Here is a 15,771-nt window from a genome sequence, read left to right as displayed (position 1 = left end):
CATCACCTACATCCGCACCGGCGAGGCCTGGTTGTACCTGTGTGCATTGCTGGACCTGTACTCGGGCAAGGTCGTGGGCTGGTCGATGTCGCCGGTGCAGGACCGACAGTTGGTCCTGAAGGCGGTGATGATGGCCAGCTGGCAACGCATCGACCGCACACCGGTGATCCTGCATTCCGATCGCGGCACCCAGTTCACCTGTGCCGAGTACCAGCAGTTTCTGAAGGACCAGCACATCGTCAGCAGCATGAGCGACGTGGGCCACTGTGGCGACAACGCGGCGGCCGATGGCTTCTTCGGCAAGCTCAAGCGCGAGCGGGTGCACCGGCGTCGCTACCTGACGTTGGCCGAAGCGCGGGCCGACGTGTTCGACTACATCGAGCGCTTCCACAACCCAATCATCCAGCGACGACTCGATGCCAAGGATCAGGCCTATAGACTCTTAACCCAACCGTCCGTGGAAACGGGGTAGAACCCGGAGGGGCACATCTCACCAAGCAGGCCAGGATGGGGACGATGGGGCGCCTGTTCGCTCTCCTCCATGACCGGGGCTATCAGGTAGCCGACGTGGAAGGCCTCAAGGAGAAGCACATCGCGCTCTACTTCGAGGCCAGGAAAACCGAGGGAAAGGAGGTGCGCACCCTCCAGAAGGAGGCCTCTCACATCCGAGGGGCCATGCGTGCCGTGGGCCGCTCCCAGGCGGCAGACTCGCCGACCATCAGCAACGAGGCGCTGGGCATCAGCGGTAGCTCCCGAGATGGAACCAAGGTCGCGGCAACCGAGGAGGAGTACGAGGCAGCCCTCGAGATTGCCGCCTGCATCGATCAGGGGCTGGTAGCGCTCTTCAAACTCCAGCGGACATTGGGTCTTCGTGGCGCGGAGTCTGTACAAGCTGGACCGAGCTTGGCGACATGGGAACGTCAGGTGGAGGCGGGCGAGCGCGTCAGGGTGCTGCATGGGACGAAGGGTGGCCGGCGGCGAGAGTCGCGTGCTCCGGACTTGGAGAAGGCGTTGGAGGCCGTTCGAGAAGCGTTGGCAGTCGCCGCCAAGCGTGGGGGAAGGATCGTGGGCAAGCCGAGGCTGAAGGCCGCCATGAACTGGTATCGGAACACTGTGCACCGGCACGTCACGGAGCCGTTAGGCCTGCAGGCTCACGCACTGCGGTATGCCTATGCGTGCGACATGATCGACCTTTACGAGGAAGAAGCGTTTAGCCGGCACGAAGCTGAGGCGCTCACCTCGATCGACTTAGGGCACGGAGACGGCCGGGGGCGCTATGTGCGCCAGGTCTACGCACGTCGCGCAGATGTCCTAGAAGACAAGCGGCATCCGTTCTAGAACATCGAGTGGCGGCCTGAAGGGCGCCTAGCACCGGAGACAAAATGCGCATCCCCCTCGACATCGAGACCTTCGACCGTGGTCTGGCGATTCAAATTGTTGGAAGCAAGTCGCTCGCTGCAGGTGCGACGGCCGAAGTCCCCGGAGGGGCGAGGCTCCAGTTTCAGGGGGCGCTCGAACGTAAGGCCCTCGACATTCCGACCGTCCTGCAATTCGTCATCGACATCTCGAAAGATGTCGAAGTCGGACTCCTCAGCGCGTGGCTCTACGACCTGGCTACGAGCAAGCGGGCCGAGCGCATCGTCATCAGGCGCCGGGGCATCACCGAGCTGACCGAAGATGGCATCCGGCAGGTCATCGAAGAAGAGATCGAGTCTCAGCGGTAATGTGATCGCCGCGCCCGCGGGGCTAGTCGAACAGCGCCCGCATTACGGCTTCGCCCGCCTCCGCCTTGGCTTCCTTGTCGCAACACCTGTTCTCCTCGATGGCTTCGCGAAACTCCTTTTCGCTATGCGCCCCCTCAATTGCCTCCACCACGCAGGCGTCTGAACTGTTCGGCACTCCCATAGCCATTGAAGTGAGAGTGGCAATTCCGAGCAAGCCGACCAGTAGGAAGCCGGCGTAGATGGTCACGGGGAGATCTTTCGACATGCCGACGCGGGGGAATTGGCTTACCGCGATATCGGCTGACCTGGGGCGGGGCTTTAATCGCTTGGGATTGACCGAGTCGCCGCCAAGACCTCGATCGACTTGGGGCACGGCGATGGGAGGGGCAATACGTTAGAAGGGTCTACGGCAAACGTTCGTAGCGTTAGAACACATCGAAGGCCGGCATTGCCGGCCTTCTTGTGCGCCCATATGGAACGGGAATTCGCTAGGCGGCCACTAGATCGATCTTGACCCTGTAGCCCAGCGCGGAAGCCGCGTTACTAAGGGTTTCTAGCGTCAGCCCTGTGTCGTTCTCATCGAGAACACGGTCAAGTTGAGAGCGGCTGGTATGCATCCGCTGTGCGAGGACCTGCTTGCTGATTCCATTGGTCTTCATTGCCTCGCTAATCTGCCAAGCAATGACACGCTTCGCGGCGACTGCATTCGCCTCTTCCAACAGGCCCTCTTCGGCCAGGAAGTCATCGAAGCTGGATCCAATATGCTTGTTCTTGTTCATGGCCTTACCTCATCTCTGCGCTTGCGCGCTATCTCTAGATCTTCGCTTGGGGTCTTGTCGCTCTTCTTAACGAAGCTGTGCAACAGCACCATTTCTGCACCTACAACAGTGAAAAGCACTCGAGCAATTCCTTCTGGAATACTGACGCGCACTTCCCACAAACCACCTTCCATTTTCCTAACTAACGGCATCCCCAGAGGCCAGCCCAACTGGACCGTCTTAATATCAGCACCGACGGCCTTTCTCGCCTTCTCTGAGATCACATCCTTCAGCCATTCGCGGACCGGTTCTCTTCCCGAAGCAGTCGCATAAAAACGGACATCCAAGACCGGAGTCATGCACTTCCTGTGTACTAATTTTGGTACACTTTACCCATCAGTTGCGCCCGGCGCAACCGGAGGGTTGATTAAGTCAACCCCCAAGTTGAACGCCGCGCATCAACCCCTTTATAAATCAATAGCTTAAATAAAACCATAAGGTATAGGGCAGCCAGAACGGCTCATCCTGAATGCCAAAAAGCTTGGCATTTGGGGGTGACCTGCCCTCAGGCTTTGCTGGGCTTTTTGTTTTGGAACAGGCTCCAGGTGCAAGCGAGCACCGAGGGAGAGCCCGATGGCTCGCCCTACTCCAACGCGCGAATCCTCAATTGCCCCCGCCAGCTCCACCAGCTGCAGTCGCCGCTGAAGACGCCGGCACCAACCGCTTCAACACCGCCTTGTCCACCTTCGCCGCAACGCCAACGCTCCGGCCAGCAAGATTGGCAACCTGATACTGCACCGCGACACCCAGCACCTGGGTCGCCTCGGACAGATCCAGGCCGTAATCCTGGCGCAACCACTGCAACATGCCCGACGTCGCATATCGCAGCGCGTCGTCGCTGGACCCGCCCTGCCCCAGTGTCATGATCTGCGTGGGCGATTCAACGCGCGGGGTGGCGATCGAACGCTTCTTCAGCAGCTCGACCCGCACCACCACGTCCAACGAAGTCTCCAGGGCCCATTGGGTCGTTTCTCCGTCGCCCTGCAGGGCATGGCCGTCGCCCAGGTACAACAGTGCGCCCGGCTGCTGCACTGGCAGGTACACGGTGTTGCCTTCGACAATTGCGTTGAAGTCCATGTTGCCGCCGAAGTCTTCGGTGTCGCCGGTGGAGAACGGCGGATAGCCGAAGCCGGGCGATACGGCCAGACCGCCCAGCATCGGCTTCACCTCGATTTCGAAATTCTTCAGCGCGCCAGTCGCGCCCTGCGGACGAGCCATGCCCTTCACACGATCCAGCTGCCATCGCACCGGCTTGCCGAGCGACGAGGATTCAGCGGCGACGCGCGGCGTCTTCAATCGACCCACCACACCGTCCAGGCTGTCGGCATAGTCGCGATTGAGCTTCAACGAAGTGATCGTCACCGCCAGGGTGTCGCCGGGCTCGGCGCCGACCACGAAGAACGGCCCGACCTGGGGATTTCCGAACAGCGCCCGGGTGATGCCCTTTTCGTCCACGCCACCGGAGTCCAGTGTCCTGGTCTGCACCGAGTCTCCCGGCCGGATTAGCAGGACCGGCGCACGGTCTGCGCTGAAGGTATTGGAGTAGTCCTTCGGTACGAACGCATGCAACCTGGGTGCATCCGCGGATTGCGCGGGCACTCGCCAAGCGCTGAAAGCGTGGCTGGCACGCGCATCGCGGTTGTTGGTGTCGGGCTGGTCGCTCTGCCCCTGCATGCGCGTTCCATCCAGGCGGCCGTCGAAATGATAGGTCTGCCCCTGGCTGTCGGTCGCCGTGAACTGCAACTGCTTGCCGACCAGCGTGCCTTTGACCGGGTCTCCGTCGAGCTTTCCTTCGACACGCTTCCCCTGCACATCCAGGGTGAGGGTCTGGTAGTTCCTGTTGCCCCAGAGATCGGTGGCCATGATCCATTGATCGGCGGCAAATACGTTCAGGGGCAGTGCCACAAGCAGCAGCGAAGACAACTTCCAGGAATTGGGCACGGTGGGGGGATCTTCGAATGCCGACTAGGCGCAGGGCGCAGTCTATGCGCCGGCAACTTGGCGGCCGCAGTGTCAAACGTAATGTACACGGACAAGCATGGAACGCATCTAACCCGCGGGCGCCATTCCCGTGAAGACCGCCAACTGCGCCTCAAACGCCCGCTTGTACGCCGGCCGCGCCTGGCCACGAGCCACATAGGCAGACACGTTCGGAAACTCCTCCAGCATTTCCGACGACGCTTTGAACCGCATCAGCACCGCCACCATCATCAGGTCGCCCGCGCTGAACTCCCCATCGAGCCACTCGGCATCGCCCAGCCATCTGGACAACTGGCCAAGCCGGTTGCGAATACGATCCTCGACTCCCGGCATCCGCTCTTCGGTCCACGCCTTGTCACGCTCAAGCAGCCTGGCGGTTTCGCGCTCGAGGATCGGCGGCTCCATCGTGTTGACCGCAGCAAACATCCACGTGATCGCGCGTGCCCGTGCATTCGCGTCGTCTGGCAGCAGGCCGGCGTGGCGCTGCGCGATATGGAGCACGATCGACCCGGTCTCGAACAGGGCCAGCTCGCCTTCCTCATAGGTCGGAATCTGCCCGAACGGATGCAGCGCGAGATGCGCCGGCTCCTTCATCTGCTCGAACGAGACAAGACGGACCTCGTAGGGCTGCCCCACTTCTTCCAGCGCCCAGCGAACGCGGGTGTCGCGCGCCAGTCCCCTGCCGCGATCGGGTGAGCGTGCAAAGGCGGTGATGGTTGGGGTCACGGGAAGCCTCCAGGGATTGCACGGCATCATGGTGCGTGAGCGCGATCGCTTGGGGGTATCCCTCAGCGACGCGATGGGTGGCTGGAATTATTGCCGATTACACACCCCCATCCTTGACCCCCCGGTAACGCACCGGCCGATAGCCTGCGCGTTGCGCCTCGCTGCCACTGCGCTTTTCGGTGCGGGCGAAGAATCCAGGGACCAACCGGGGAACAACGAGGAAACGTCAATGAAGACGCAGTTCCGCTTTCTAGTGGCGTCCGCCGTGGTGGCCGCCGCCGGCATCATCGGTATGAGCAGCGCCATCGCTGCCGACGAGTGGTTCATTCTCGGCCAGCAGACGATCAAGGCCGCCGACCCGAGCGTGGAAATCAAGAGCTCCGGCGGTCGCTGGGAGAAGGACGTCAAGCAGGTCAAGTTGTCTGTCGACGGCGCCGATGTGCAGATCTCGTCCGTCGTGCTGCATTGGGACAACCGCCCCGACGACAAGCTGTCCAATGTCGGCACGCTCAAGTCCGGTGGCCAGACCGCACCGAACAACGCACCGGGCCTGAAGGCGCGGCTGAAGTCGGTCACGGTCCAGTACAAGATCCTGGGCAATGCGCAGACGGCCGACCTCAAGGTCTGGGGTTACGACTGAGCGGAAGTTCGCGCGCCTTCCCGTGCCAGGTGGAGCACGGACCCTGCAGGGCTGGACCTCGCAGGGTCTTTGCTTTTTTCGATGCGCCGTATCACCCGCCGTTAGCTGAATAGCGGAACGCACGAGCGACCGCGACTTTTTCTCGGATCGCAGGCTCCCAGCGCATCGCGCCGGGCTGCTAGATTCGAACTGTCGTCACATTACAGTTGGGGGACTGTATGCGACCTCTCGTTTTCGCCTTGCTCGCGCTGGCAACAGCGTCGGGCTGGCAAACCGCGCTCGCGCACGGCGGTGGCCTCGACAAGAACGGCCGCCATACCGACCGCAAGAACGGCCACTACCACTGCCATCGAGGTCCGGCCGCGCAAGCGCCATCGGACGGCGGGCAGCTGTGTCTGATGTCGGCTGCGAGCCGCATGACGGCCGTTGAGCCAACCTAATTCGAATAGCAGTGGAAACATGCGCAGAAGACTTACCGACACCAGCCGATACCTCAGTTACGTGTTGCGCCACGCGCCCGGCGCCATCGGCCTGACGCTCGACCGCGAAGGCTGGGCCGACATCGACGACCTGATCGCCAGCGCGCACAAGGCCGGGCATCCGCTCGACGTGCGCGTGATCCGCGCGGTGGTGGACGGCAACGAGAAGCAGCGGTTCGCCTTGTCCAGCGACGGGCGGCGCATCCGCGCGGTGCAGGGGCACTCGACCGATACCGTCGGCATCCAGCGCGAACCCGTACTACCGCCGGAGCGGCTCTTCCATGGCACCGCCACGCGCTTTCTCGAGGCGATTCGCGCAGAGGGCCTGCGTCCTGGCATGCGCCATCACGTCCATTTGTCCGAGGACATCGCCACCGCGGCGCAGGTCGGGCAACGCCATGGGACCCCGGTGGTGCTGACGATCGAGTCCAGGCGCATGCACCAGCAGGGCCACGAGTTCTACCTGGCCGACAACGGCGTGTGGTTGACCGGCCCGGTGCCGTCGGTTTTCATCCTGACCTGACAACGAAGCCGCGCCGGATCCTTCGGGTTCCGCCGCGTGAATTGCCATCTGCGTGGGACATGTCCGCGCAGTTGAGCCGCGTTGATCTCGACCCGCCCCGGCTGATCCTTGGCTTGCCCGGAACGGAACATCATTCCGCCCCGCCACTGCAAAGGGGACGACGGGTCGAAACATCGACCGACCTGCGTACGAATTCCATCATCGACATCTTGGAGCTGCCGTTTTCAAGGCCGCTCGGCCGGCTTCATGCCGCTGCCTTCTCAGATTCAAGAGACTCGATTTGCCATGCCAGGAAACGCGCGACTGCCAACGGGAAGCATGCGCGGCATGGTCGGGATCGGACTTCTACTCCTGGGACTCGCTACCTGCGGTCTTCAACCTGCATCGCGGTCCTCCCACCAGAGCGGAACATTCGATGTCGTCGTCTACGCAGGCACCGCCGCCGGCGTCGCCACCGCCGTTGCTGCCGCGCGTGAGGGCAAGAAGGTCCTGCTGCTTGAACCTGGCGATCAGTTGGGAGGCATGGTCTCCGCCGGGTTGGGCGCGACAGACATCGGAGTCGAGGCAGTCGTGGGAGGTATTTCGCGCGAGTTCTTCGAGCGCGCCGCAAAGCACTACGGCACACCCATCCAATGGAACGTCGAATCGCACGTTGCCGAAGCCATCTTCGACGAGATGGCCAGGGAGGCCGGCGTAACCGTGCTGCACCGTCAACGACTGCGTGAGAACGCGGGCGTATCGATGAGCGGAACGCGCATCGATGCAATCACGACAGAGGAAGGAGGCCCGTTCAAGGGAGCGGTGTTCGTCGACGCAAGTTACGAGGGCGACCTGATGGCCCAGGCAAACGTCAGCTACACCTGGGGACGCGAGCCCAGCACACAGTACGGTGAGACCCTGGGAGGCGTGCGCGAACGCACGCCCAAGCATCAGTTCGATGTGAACATCCCCGGCTTTGACGCCGACAGGAACCTGCAGCCTGAGATCCAGCCAGGTCAGCGCGCGGCGCCGGGCTCAGGCGACCGGAAGGTGCAGGCATACAACTTCCGGCTCTGCATGACCCAGGTCAGGTCGAATATGGCTCCGCTGACCAGGCCGGCCAGCTACATATCATCCCGCTACGCTTTGCTGGCGCTGTTGCTACCGGCAATGGAAAACAAACTGGGGCGGCCGCTGACCGTCGGTGAAGTCCTGAGCATTGTCCCCATTGCGAACGGCAAAGCCGACATAAACAACAACGGCGCATTCTCCACCGATTACGTCGGAGGCAGCTGGAACTATCCCGAGGCGAGCTATGCAACGCGCGCCAGGATCTGGCAGGCGCACAAGGACTACCAGCAAGGGCTGATCTACTTCCTGATGGCCAGTTCGCAAGTGCCCATGCCACTGCGCAAGGAGATGCAGAGCTGGGGCCTGTGCAAGGACGAATTCGTGAAAACGGGCCATTGGCCGCAACAGCTCTACATCCGCGAAGCGCGCAGGATGATTGGTGAGTATGTGATGTCGCAGAAGGACATCCAGACAGCGCTGACGAAACCCGACTCGATCGGAATGGGCTCGTACAACAGCGACTCACACAACGTCCAGCGGTTCGTCGACGATCACGGCTTCGTCCAGAATGAGGGGGACATGCAGGTTGCGGTGCAACCGTATGAAATCCCCTATCGCATGCTGCTTCCAAAGCGGGCCCACGCCACCAACCTGCTGGTTCCCGTCGCTTTCTCGGCCAGCCATGTCGCGTATTCAACGCTTCGCATGGAGCCCCAATACATGATCCTCGGCCATGCGGCGGGCGTGGCCGCAGCCATGGCGATCGATTCGAGACGGGCCGTGCAGGATATCGATGGCGCGGTCCTGGCCCGGAAGCTGCGCGCCCAGCGCGCGGTGCTGGACTGGCGACCACTAGCCCCGGACGGCCAATAGTTCCCAGGTCTGCACGCCGTACTCATCGAGCTGATGCGTATCCGGATCCTTTGGATCGATGTCTGCAAGCAACTGTTCCGCCCACTCGCCTACCGCGTCGCGGATCGCGCTGGCCAAGGCGGCTGGCAAGCGTGGATCTGTTTCGCGATTGATCTCGCGTCGGATTTCGATCGCCTCCTGGCGCAAGCGACCCGCCACTTCCAGCCACGTACCTGGCGGGGCGTTGAGCAGCCAGGTCTGCATTCCAAGTTCGGACAAGCGCTGGCGGTACCACTCGAGCTTGTGGTACTCGCCCACGCTGTAACGCGGGAGCCACGGGTGGATCGCGTAAGCCGTTTCACGCGCCTGGTCCGGAGGCAGCAGGGTGATGCCTGCGATCTGGAAGTGCGGGTCCGATTTGACCCAAGCGGGGCAACGGTAATTCGGAATCGTGATGTAGACCCGGCCGCCTGGCGCAATGTAGCGCGACAGCATGTAAAGCGTGATCGCCGGGTCCGCGACGTGCTCGAGGACGTCCGTGCAGGTCACCACATCAAAGCCGGATCCGGGCAACCTGGCGAGCAAGGCCGGATCGTCCACACTGCCCAGTTCGAGATGCCCCGGGACGCCATAGGCATCCAGCAGTTCCCTGCCGAGCCGGAGGTAGTCCGCATCCACGTCGATGCCGACCACTTCGGTCGCCCCGGCTTCGGCAGCCGCCACCAGGTAGCCGCCATAAGCGCATCCTGCGTCGGCAAAGCGGATGCCTTCTTTCCATCCGTGCGAGCGCAGGGCGCCGATCACACCGCGCCCACGCTCGACTGCGTCCAGCATGTAGATCGCCCAGGTACGCCTGGGCTCTTCCATATCTTCGAAGGCTGCCCCGGGCGGAAGGCCCATCTTGCGACGGACCGCTTCGGCCCAGATTGCTTCCGGGGTACTCAATTCGCTCACAACCGCTCCAGAATCACGTAGCGCCTTTCCATTCTCTTCGAAACCGCCTCGCTGATGACCCGGAAGGGCAGCCCTTCCAGCAGCCGGCGCACATCCTCGGAAGAATACTGGAACATCGCTGACGGATAAGTCTTGGACAGCGGATCATCCGGCTTCAGCACGACGAAATGCTCGGCATCTTCGTCGGGCCAGAAGAAGTCGGCGTACAGCCGCCCTCCGGGCCGGACGAGGCTCTCCAGGAACGCAAGGTTCTGGCGAGCGAGTTCGAAGTTCTGGTGGATCCAGAAATATCGGCCGATCGCGGTGTCGATCTGGCCCCTGTGGGGCGCCAGGCCGTCTGCATCGCCAACGTGGACGTAGGTGCAATTGGGGGGAGATACCAGCCTGGCGATCTGCAGCGCCATCGTGCTGAAATCCACGCCCAGGTAGGACTGCACGTAGCGACCCAGTTGCTTGCCCAGATTGCCGCAGCCACATCCAAGCTCGACCACGCGCTTGCCTTCGAGTGCATCGGCATCGCAATACAGTGCCAGGCTCCAACCGGACCCGAGTGAAAGATCGAGCAGGTCCATCGGGTCTTGCGGCAATGGGGGCTTGCCGGGAATCTGCGTGTAGGGCGTGAACTGCAGCTGCCACTCCCGGCTCAGATACTGCAGCCATTCCGCGTTCCAGCGCTCCACGTCTTCCGGCGAGCACTGCATCAGGGGAGCGACCTTGTGCTGGTCTTCGCTGCCCACCGTGGACACCATCGCATTGCCGCGCGTCTCGTCGTTCAAGGCCTGCCTCCTGGATACGGGGTTTGGGCCAATCGTGTGCCGAGCGCCGCGCAAAGGCAACCGCCCCAATGGATCAGGCATGCCCCCGTAACAAGCCAGTCACGCCGCCTCGGCAAGATGGACGAACAGCCGCCCGAGGGTCACCACATCCTGCAGGTTGTGTTCCGCCACCCGGCGCAAGTTGGCCGAGGAGCCGCCACGCAGGAAAGACAGCCAGGCCGCCGGCGCTTCCGAGCCCGGCAGGTCGTCTTCGCGGACGATGCGCAGGGCCTCGCGTTCGATGGTGGCCAGCCGGCAGTTCTCCCAGACGCCGCGGTAACGGCGCCGGGTCGGGAACAGCAGGTCGACATGATCGAGTGCACTGATCGGATCGCCCATCCGCGCCAGGCGGTAGCGCGTCTTCAGCAACGGGGCGTCGTAGCAACGGCCGTTGTAGCTGCACAGCACGGTGCGCGGTGACAGCCATTGGGCGAAGGTGCGCAACATCGCCGGCTCGGCGGCGAGCGTGGTGATGGTCAACTGGCGGATGCGCAGCGTCCCGCCGTTCCAGTCGGCGGCGCCGATCATGAAGGCGCGCGTGCCGGTGCCGCCGGCCAGGCCTGTGGTTTCGGTGTCGAAGAACAGCAGCGCATCGGTATCCACCGCGTCTTCACGCTTGGCGAACGTCAATGGCATCGAAGGCGGCGCGTGCATTGGCCGCGTCGATTCGGCCAGGAACAGGCCAGGCTCGATCTCGATGCCGGGCACGCTGCGGTCGCGCGAGGCGACCGCAGCCGGCAGGTGACGCTGGCGGACGCCCAGCATTTGCCGCAGTGCATCGAGCTGGACGGCGGGATCCGGCCGCCCCGCGCCCGAGCGCGGGGCGGCGAACAATCCCTGCGGCAACACGCGCTCGCCTGCTCCATGCTGGCCTGTCGGTTCGCCCGCCTGGCGCCGCAGCGCGCGCAGCTTTTCCAGGGTGACCGTCATGCGCGCGCCACCTCGCCCGCGCCGTCGGACTCCAACTCGCGCGCATCGATCAACAGCGACAGCACGCGTCGCGCCAGCGCCTTCGGCGTGGTGCCCTCGCCCTCCTCGCTGGCCGCCAGGATCGGGCCGACGCAGGCAGGGCAACCGCTGCGGCAGTCGCAGCGCTCGACCAGTTCCATCGCGCGGATGACCAGCTCCTCCTGGCGCCGCCACAGCGGTTCGCTCAGGCCAACGCCACCGGGGAAGTTGTCGTACAGGTAGACGGTCGGCACGAACTGCTGCACGTCCGCCAGCTCGATGCTCGCGCCCTCTACGCCGCGCAGCGTGCCGCGCCCGCCCTGGTCGCTGCTGGCGAACCAGGCGCCATCGCCGTTGCCCACCGCCTTCTGCAGATCGCGCGCATCCGCCATCACCGCCACGGTGGCAACGATGTGCAACGCGTACGCGGCGCCAAGGAAGCCATCGAGCGCGTCCTGCTTGCTGGCGAACCAGGCCAGCAGCGTCGCCTGCGGCAACTGCCACCACACCGAGGTGGTGTGCAGTTCCTGGTCGGGCAGGTTGACCGGCCCGTAGCCGATGTTCTCGTGCGTGTAGTAGCGGATCTTCTTGTAGCCCGACACGCGGCGCACCACGTGCACTTCACCGTGGCTGGCATCGCCCTGCCCCGCGGCGCAGCCGTCGAAACGCTCAAGCACCTTCAGCCTGGTGTAGTCGATCGAATCGGTGTAGTAGTCCACGTGTGTGCGCTGCACGTAGGCCTTGCGTCCTTCCCAGTCAAGGCGTTCGACCTGGTATGGCGTGGACTGCACCATGTGGATCGCGCCTTCGTACAGCGTCAGCGCCGCGGCGGAGTAGTCGACTTCGGCAATGATCGTCTGCCGGCCCTCGGTGCGGTCGACCACGACGAAGTTGCCATCGGCGACCGAGCGCAGCGACACCGCGTTGGCCGGGTAGCTGTCGGCGATCCATTCCCAGCGCTCGCCTTCGCGATGGACGACGGCCGATTCGGCCAGCGCCTCCAGGTACACCTCCGGTTCGATCGGCCCGAACATCTCGCGCACATGGAACGGCAGCTCGAAGGCCGCGCAGCGGATGTGGTCGAACAGGATCAGCGGCTGGTCCGGTGCGGTGCGCGCGTGCTCGGGCGGGCTGTCGGCGAAGAAGTCCGGATGCCGCACCATGTACTGGTCCAGCGGTTGCGAGTTCGCGACCAGGATCCCCAGGCTCGGTTGCTGGCGCCGGCCGGCACGGCCGAAGCGCTGCCAGGTCGCGGCGACGGTGCCGGGATAGCCGTTGAGCACCACCACGTCGAGGCTGCCGATGTCGACGCCGAGCTCGAGCGCGGAGGTCGAGATGATGCCGTCGATGCGACCATCGCGCATTGCGCGCTCGGCGTCGCGCCGCTCGCTGGGCAGGTAGCCGCCGCGGTAGGCGCGGATGCGTGGCGGCTTGCGCGGATCGTGGTCGAACACGTCCTTGAGGTACTTGGTGAGCACCTCGACCATCAACCGCGATTGCGCGAACACCAGCGTCTTCAGCCCCGACTTGATCGCGATGCGGGCGATGCGGTTGCTCTGCGACCGCGCCGACGCACGCAGGCCAAGGTCGGCATTCACGACGGGCGGATTCCACAGCAATACGTGCTTGTCGCCGGTGGGTGCGCCGGACTCCGTGATCGCCTGCACGCGATCCTCGATCAACGCTTCGGCGTGCGCCTGCGGGTTGCCGATGGTCGCCGAGCACACGATGAACTGCGGCCGCGCGCCGTAGAACGCGCAGATGCGCTTGAGCCGGCGCAGCACGTTGGTGACATGGCTGCCGAACACGCCGCGATAGGTATGCACTTCGTCGATCACCACATAGCGCAGGTTCTCGAAGAACTGCGCCCACTTGGTGTGGTGCGGCAGGATCGCCTGGTGCAGCATGTCCGGGTTCGACACGACGATGTCGCCGTGCAGGCGGATCGCCTGGCGCGCATCGCCCGGCGTATCGCCATCGAAGGTGAATGCCTTGACGCCGAGATCGCCGGCGCGGTTGAGCTCCAGCAACTCGGCCACCTGGTCCTGCGCCAATGCCTTGGTCGGAAACAGGTACAGCGCCTTGGCCCGCGAATTCATCGCGGCAGCCACTACCGGCAGCGTGTAGCACAACGACTTGCCCGACGCGGTCGGGGTGACGATGGCGACGTTGTCGCCGCGCTGCGCGGCGTCCCAGGCCTGCGCCTGGTGGCTGTAGAGGCGTTCGATCCCGCGTGCGTGCAGGGCCCGCGCCAGCGCCGGCGGCAGGTCCGGCGGCAACGGCGCGTAGCGTCCGTCACTGCCGGGAAGGGTGAAGCTGCCGGTGATGCGGCCGGCATAGCGCCGCGACAGTGCCTGGGCAAGCAGGCCACTGTCGGCGGCAGGGCGGCCGTCTTCGCTCAACGCGATGCTGCGTTCGTCGGTGTCACGGTTCAAAGCGAGCGCATGGGACGGCGGTGCCATCGTGTTCTCCTGCTGGGCTGCCGCGAGTGGACGTCACGGCCGTCTCATTCGTTGCGACGGCCGGTCCCCGTTTTTTGACGCAGCGCTATCAACCGGAGGCGTAGGTTCGATCTGTTCGCGTCTTGATCCCTGAGACGGCGGACGTAGAGGCTGCCGCCATGACCCACCCCCACCATGTCCTGCACGGCCACCTGGAAGGGCGAACCGCCGCTGTCCGGCCGCGACCCGCCCCCTTCGCCGGGTCCAATCCCTACCTCGACCGGCCCCTGTCGCAGCTGTTCGCCGCCTGCCAGCAACGCGCCGACGGCCTGCTGCGGCGCGACCAGAGCTACACCGCCGAGGAGCGCGCCAGCCTCGCCCACGACACCGCCCATCTGCTGCTGGCGGTATCGCCGGCGCTGGCCCACGGCGAGGACATGCCGGGCAGTCCGGCGCGGGCGATCCTGCAGGGTCGCGGCGACTTCGTCGAAGAGCACTGGCGCGCCCACGAGTCGGCCCTGCGCAGCGCGCGCTACCGGACCCTGGTGATGGCCTCCGACCTGGCCCTGGGCGGCCATGCCCGCGTCTGGCGGCGCGACGCCCGCATCGAAGGTGAGCTGGTCTACGACCTGGCCCTGTCCAGCGAGATGGGGCTGCTGCGCACGCTCAGCGAGTTGGCAAAGCGGCGCACGGTCGCGCCGAGACGACGCTGACGCGGACACATGCCGGTCATGTGGCGTAGGCATTGTCAGAAAAACCCTACCCACCCTCACGCCTTAACCCGATGGCATTGCTCCAGGTTCAGGCGCGATTCTGGACACGCCCCGGCAGCCCGGTTTATGCGATAGCACGGACGCCGCTCAGCAATGGAAAGATGACCGTCACCTTGAGCAGGTGATTAGCTGGGCCGGGGTTCCTTCAGCTTCTCTGGTACACAATCTCTCGCCATCGCCGTACCCAAGGAAACGTGTTCCCCCTATGGCTACGACAAACGTGAGCGAGCGTGCGCTTGCCAGGATCCGTATACCGGCTGGCGCGACGCGCCAATCGAGAAGCGCGCGAGCGCGCCGCGCCGTGCTGCGTTACCTGGCCGTCTGGGCCGCTGTGGCCGCCCTTGCCCTGATCGCCCAGGCCGTGGCGCCCGCCACGAGCTGACAAGGCAACTGGCCACCACCTGGTCCCTGGCGACCCGCTTTTCCTGCAGCCGCCACCTCCAGCCGCCGCCGTGCGCCGTAGTATGCTCGCCGTCCCATCAAGGTGGAGCGGCGGCATGAAAAACGAGGCAACCGGGTGCTGGAGTGGTCTGGCGCGTTGGAGTGGTCTCTCGCGCTGGAGCGGTCTTGCCTTGTTGCTGTCGCTGCTGGCGGCGCTGGTACTGGCCGGCTGTTCCAGCGGCCCCGTCCGCCGCGTCTCCGAGCCCTCCGCCCGCATCCAGCAACTGACCGTCCGCGCCGACGGCAGCTGGTCGGCCGAGCTGCGCATCGAAAACTTCAGCAGCATCCCGATGCGCTTCGACTCCATCGACCTCACGCTGAAGGTTGCAGACACCGTGGCCGGCAACCTGCGCGCGCAGCCCGGGTTGTCGATCGGACCGGAGTCGGCCGACGTGATCACCGTTACGGTGGCGCCCCAGGCCGCGGCCAAGCTCGCCGCCGCCGATGCCCTCGCCGGCGGCCGCAGCCTCGCGTATGCACTCAGCGGCCATATCAATGCCACGCCCGACGAGGGCAAGCCGCGCGACTTCGAGGTCGAGCGCTCCAGTGCGCTGAGCCCCGCCCCCGGCCTGCCCGGCGTGCTGCGCTGATCCTTTCATTGCGGTGA

17 protein-coding genes and 2 pseudogenes are annotated in these 15,771 nt (G+C 64.5%); 10 read left to right on the top strand and 9 right to left on the bottom strand.

The window, feature by feature from the left end:
- The 4 genes and pseudogenes from AC1DER_RS16785 to AC1DER_RS16770 all read left to right on the top strand — a co-directional run.
- Nucleotides 1–472: DDE-type integrase/transposase/recombinase (locus AC1DER_RS16785; RefSeq protein ID WP_477358182.1), on the top strand; the 472-nt coding region annotated here is incomplete at its 5' end.
- Nucleotides 473–486: 14 nt separating this feature from the next.
- Nucleotides 487–693, top strand: a pseudogene (locus AC1DER_RS16780) (phage integrase N-terminal domain-containing protein); the annotation flags it as partial.
- A complete protein-coding gene (locus AC1DER_RS16775) occupies nucleotides 676–1,338 on the top strand; it encodes an integrase domain-containing protein (protein ID WP_477248069.1) in 663 nt (220 codons plus the stop codon). The pseudogene AC1DER_RS16780 and the gene AC1DER_RS16775, both read left to right, overlap by 18 nt.
- A 44-nt stretch (nucleotides 1,339–1,382) precedes the next feature.
- A complete protein-coding gene (locus AC1DER_RS16770) occupies nucleotides 1,383–1,724 on the top strand; it encodes a hypothetical protein (protein ID WP_477248067.1) in 342 nt (113 codons plus the stop codon).
- A 22-nt stretch (nucleotides 1,725–1,746) separates the two neighbouring features.
- Here AC1DER_RS16770 and AC1DER_RS16765 read toward each other — a convergent pair whose 3' ends face one another.
- From AC1DER_RS16765 to AC1DER_RS16745, 5 genes are all read right to left on the bottom strand, one after another.
- Entirely contained in the window at nucleotides 1,747–1,971 is a 225-nt protein-coding gene (locus AC1DER_RS16765) for a hypothetical protein (protein WP_477248065.1), read from the bottom strand.
- Between the two features lie 241 nt (nucleotides 1,972–2,212).
- A complete protein-coding gene (locus AC1DER_RS16760; RefSeq protein ID WP_477248064.1) occupies nucleotides 2,213–2,503 on the bottom strand; it encodes a helix-turn-helix domain-containing protein in 291 nt (96 codons plus the stop codon).
- Nucleotides 2,500–2,841, bottom strand: a complete 342-nt coding sequence (locus tag AC1DER_RS16755) for a type II toxin-antitoxin system RelE/ParE family toxin (protein WP_477248062.1) — start codon at nucleotides 2,839–2,841, stop codon at nucleotides 2,500–2,502. Before AC1DER_RS16755 ends, AC1DER_RS16760 begins: the two co-directional genes overlap by 4 nt.
- Before the next feature lie 304 nt (nucleotides 2,842–3,145).
- Complete coding sequence (locus AC1DER_RS16750) at nucleotides 3,146–4,465, bottom strand: acetamidase/formamidase family protein (protein ID WP_477248060.1); 1,320 nt, start codon at nucleotides 4,463–4,465, stop codon at nucleotides 3,146–3,148.
- A gap of 126 nt (nucleotides 4,466–4,591) precedes the next feature.
- A complete protein-coding gene (locus tag AC1DER_RS16745; RefSeq protein ID WP_477248058.1) occupies nucleotides 4,592–5,248 on the bottom strand; it encodes a glutathione S-transferase family protein in 657 nt (218 codons plus the stop codon).
- A gap of 229 nt (nucleotides 5,249–5,477) precedes the next feature.
- Here AC1DER_RS16745 and AC1DER_RS16740 point away from each other — a divergent pair, with 229 nt between their 5' ends.
- The 4 genes from AC1DER_RS16740 to AC1DER_RS16725 all read left to right on the top strand — a co-directional run bounded on the left by AC1DER_RS16740 (nucleotide 5,478) and on the right by AC1DER_RS16725 (nucleotide 8,813).
- The gene (locus AC1DER_RS16740) at nucleotides 5,478–5,888 is read left to right on the top strand and encodes a hypothetical protein (RefSeq protein WP_477248056.1); all 411 of its coding nucleotides are present in this window, start codon (nucleotides 5,478–5,480) and stop codon (nucleotides 5,886–5,888) included.
- Between the two features lie 218 nt (nucleotides 5,889–6,106).
- Nucleotides 6,107–6,328: a YHYH domain-containing protein gene (locus AC1DER_RS16735; RefSeq protein WP_477358179.1), complete on the top strand. Its 222-nt coding sequence runs from the start codon at nucleotides 6,107–6,109 to the stop codon at nucleotides 6,326–6,328.
- Between the two features lie 19 nt (nucleotides 6,329–6,347).
- Nucleotides 6,348–6,890, top strand: a complete 543-nt coding sequence (locus AC1DER_RS16730) for an RNA 2'-phosphotransferase (protein ID WP_477248052.1) — start codon at nucleotides 6,348–6,350, stop codon at nucleotides 6,888–6,890.
- 318 nt (nucleotides 6,891–7,208) lie between these two features.
- Nucleotides 7,209–8,813, top strand: a complete 1,605-nt coding sequence (locus AC1DER_RS16725; protein WP_477248050.1) for an FAD-dependent oxidoreductase — start codon at nucleotides 7,209–7,211, stop codon at nucleotides 8,811–8,813.
- Here the strand turns inward: AC1DER_RS16725 and AC1DER_RS16720 are convergent.
- The 4 genes and pseudogenes from AC1DER_RS16720 to AC1DER_RS16705 form a co-directional block, all read right to left on the bottom strand.
- Nucleotides 8,793–9,746 carry a class I SAM-dependent methyltransferase gene (locus AC1DER_RS16720; protein WP_477248048.1) on the bottom strand — a complete coding sequence of 318 codons (954 nt, stop codon included), beginning with the start codon at nucleotides 9,744–9,746 and terminating at the stop codon, nucleotides 8,793–8,795. The genes AC1DER_RS16725 and AC1DER_RS16720 overlap by 21 nt on opposite strands.
- Complete coding sequence (locus tag AC1DER_RS16715) at nucleotides 9,743–10,522, bottom strand: class I SAM-dependent methyltransferase (protein WP_477248046.1); 780 nt, start codon at nucleotides 10,520–10,522, stop codon at nucleotides 9,743–9,745. Before AC1DER_RS16715 ends, AC1DER_RS16720 begins: the two co-directional genes overlap by 4 nt.
- A gap of 99 nt (nucleotides 10,523–10,621) precedes the next feature.
- Nucleotides 10,622–11,362 (bottom strand): annotated as a pseudogene (locus AC1DER_RS16710) (ribonuclease H-like domain-containing protein); the annotation flags it as partial.
- Between the two features lie 125 nt (nucleotides 11,363–11,487).
- The gene (locus tag AC1DER_RS16705) at nucleotides 11,488–13,971 is read right to left on the bottom strand and encodes a DEAD/DEAH box helicase (protein WP_477248044.1); all 2,484 of its coding nucleotides are present in this window, start codon (nucleotides 13,969–13,971) and stop codon (nucleotides 11,488–11,490) included.
- Between the two features lie 158 nt (nucleotides 13,972–14,129).
- Between AC1DER_RS16705 and AC1DER_RS16700 the strand changes: the two genes are divergently transcribed.
- The gene (locus AC1DER_RS16700) at nucleotides 14,130–14,663 is read left to right on the top strand and encodes a hypothetical protein (protein WP_441815126.1); all 534 of its coding nucleotides are present in this window, start codon (nucleotides 14,130–14,132) and stop codon (nucleotides 14,661–14,663) included.
- 557 nt (nucleotides 14,664–15,220) lie between these two features.
- Nucleotides 15,221–15,754 (top strand): LEA type 2 family protein, encoded by a 534-nt coding sequence (locus tag AC1DER_RS16695; protein WP_441815127.1) that lies wholly within the window; start codon nucleotides 15,221–15,223, stop codon nucleotides 15,752–15,754.
- Nucleotides 15,755–15,771: the final 17 nt, after the last annotated feature.

The sequence above is a fragment of the Lysobacter sp. 05T417 genome (assembly GCF_056396405.1).
This window is presented reverse-complemented; position numbering and strand designations above follow the sequence as displayed.

Coding starts and splice junctions, on each gene's coding strand:
- AC1DER_RS16700 (WP_441815126.1), top strand. CDS start 14,130: ATGACCCACCCCCACCATGTCCTGCACGGCCACCTGGAAGGGCGAACC.
- AC1DER_RS16725 (WP_477248050.1), top strand. CDS start 7,209: ATGCGCGGCATGGTCGGGATCGGACTTCTACTCCTGGGACTCGCTACC.
- AC1DER_RS16705 (WP_477248044.1), bottom strand. CDS start 13,971: ATGGCACCGCCGTCCCATGCGCTCGCTTTGAACCGTGACACCGACGAA.
- AC1DER_RS16775 (WP_477248069.1), top strand. CDS start 676: ATGCGTGCCGTGGGCCGCTCCCAGGCGGCAGACTCGCCGACCATCAGC.
- AC1DER_RS16755 (WP_477248062.1), bottom strand. CDS start 2,841: ATGACTCCGGTCTTGGATGTCCGTTTTTATGCGACTGCTTCGGGAAGA.
- AC1DER_RS16740 (WP_477248056.1), top strand. CDS start 5,478: ATGAAGACGCAGTTCCGCTTTCTAGTGGCGTCCGCCGTGGTGGCCGCC.
- AC1DER_RS16760 (WP_477248064.1), bottom strand. CDS start 2,503: ATGAACAAGAACAAGCATATTGGATCCAGCTTCGATGACTTCCTGGCC.
- AC1DER_RS16695 (WP_441815127.1), top strand. CDS start 15,221: ATGAAAAACGAGGCAACCGGGTGCTGGAGTGGTCTGGCGCGTTGGAGT.
- AC1DER_RS16735 (WP_477358179.1), top strand. CDS start 6,107: ATGCGACCTCTCGTTTTCGCCTTGCTCGCGCTGGCAACAGCGTCGGGC.
- AC1DER_RS16770 (WP_477248067.1), top strand. CDS start 1,383: ATGCGCATCCCCCTCGACATCGAGACCTTCGACCGTGGTCTGGCGATT.
- AC1DER_RS16730 (WP_477248052.1), top strand. CDS start 6,348: ATGCGCAGAAGACTTACCGACACCAGCCGATACCTCAGTTACGTGTTG.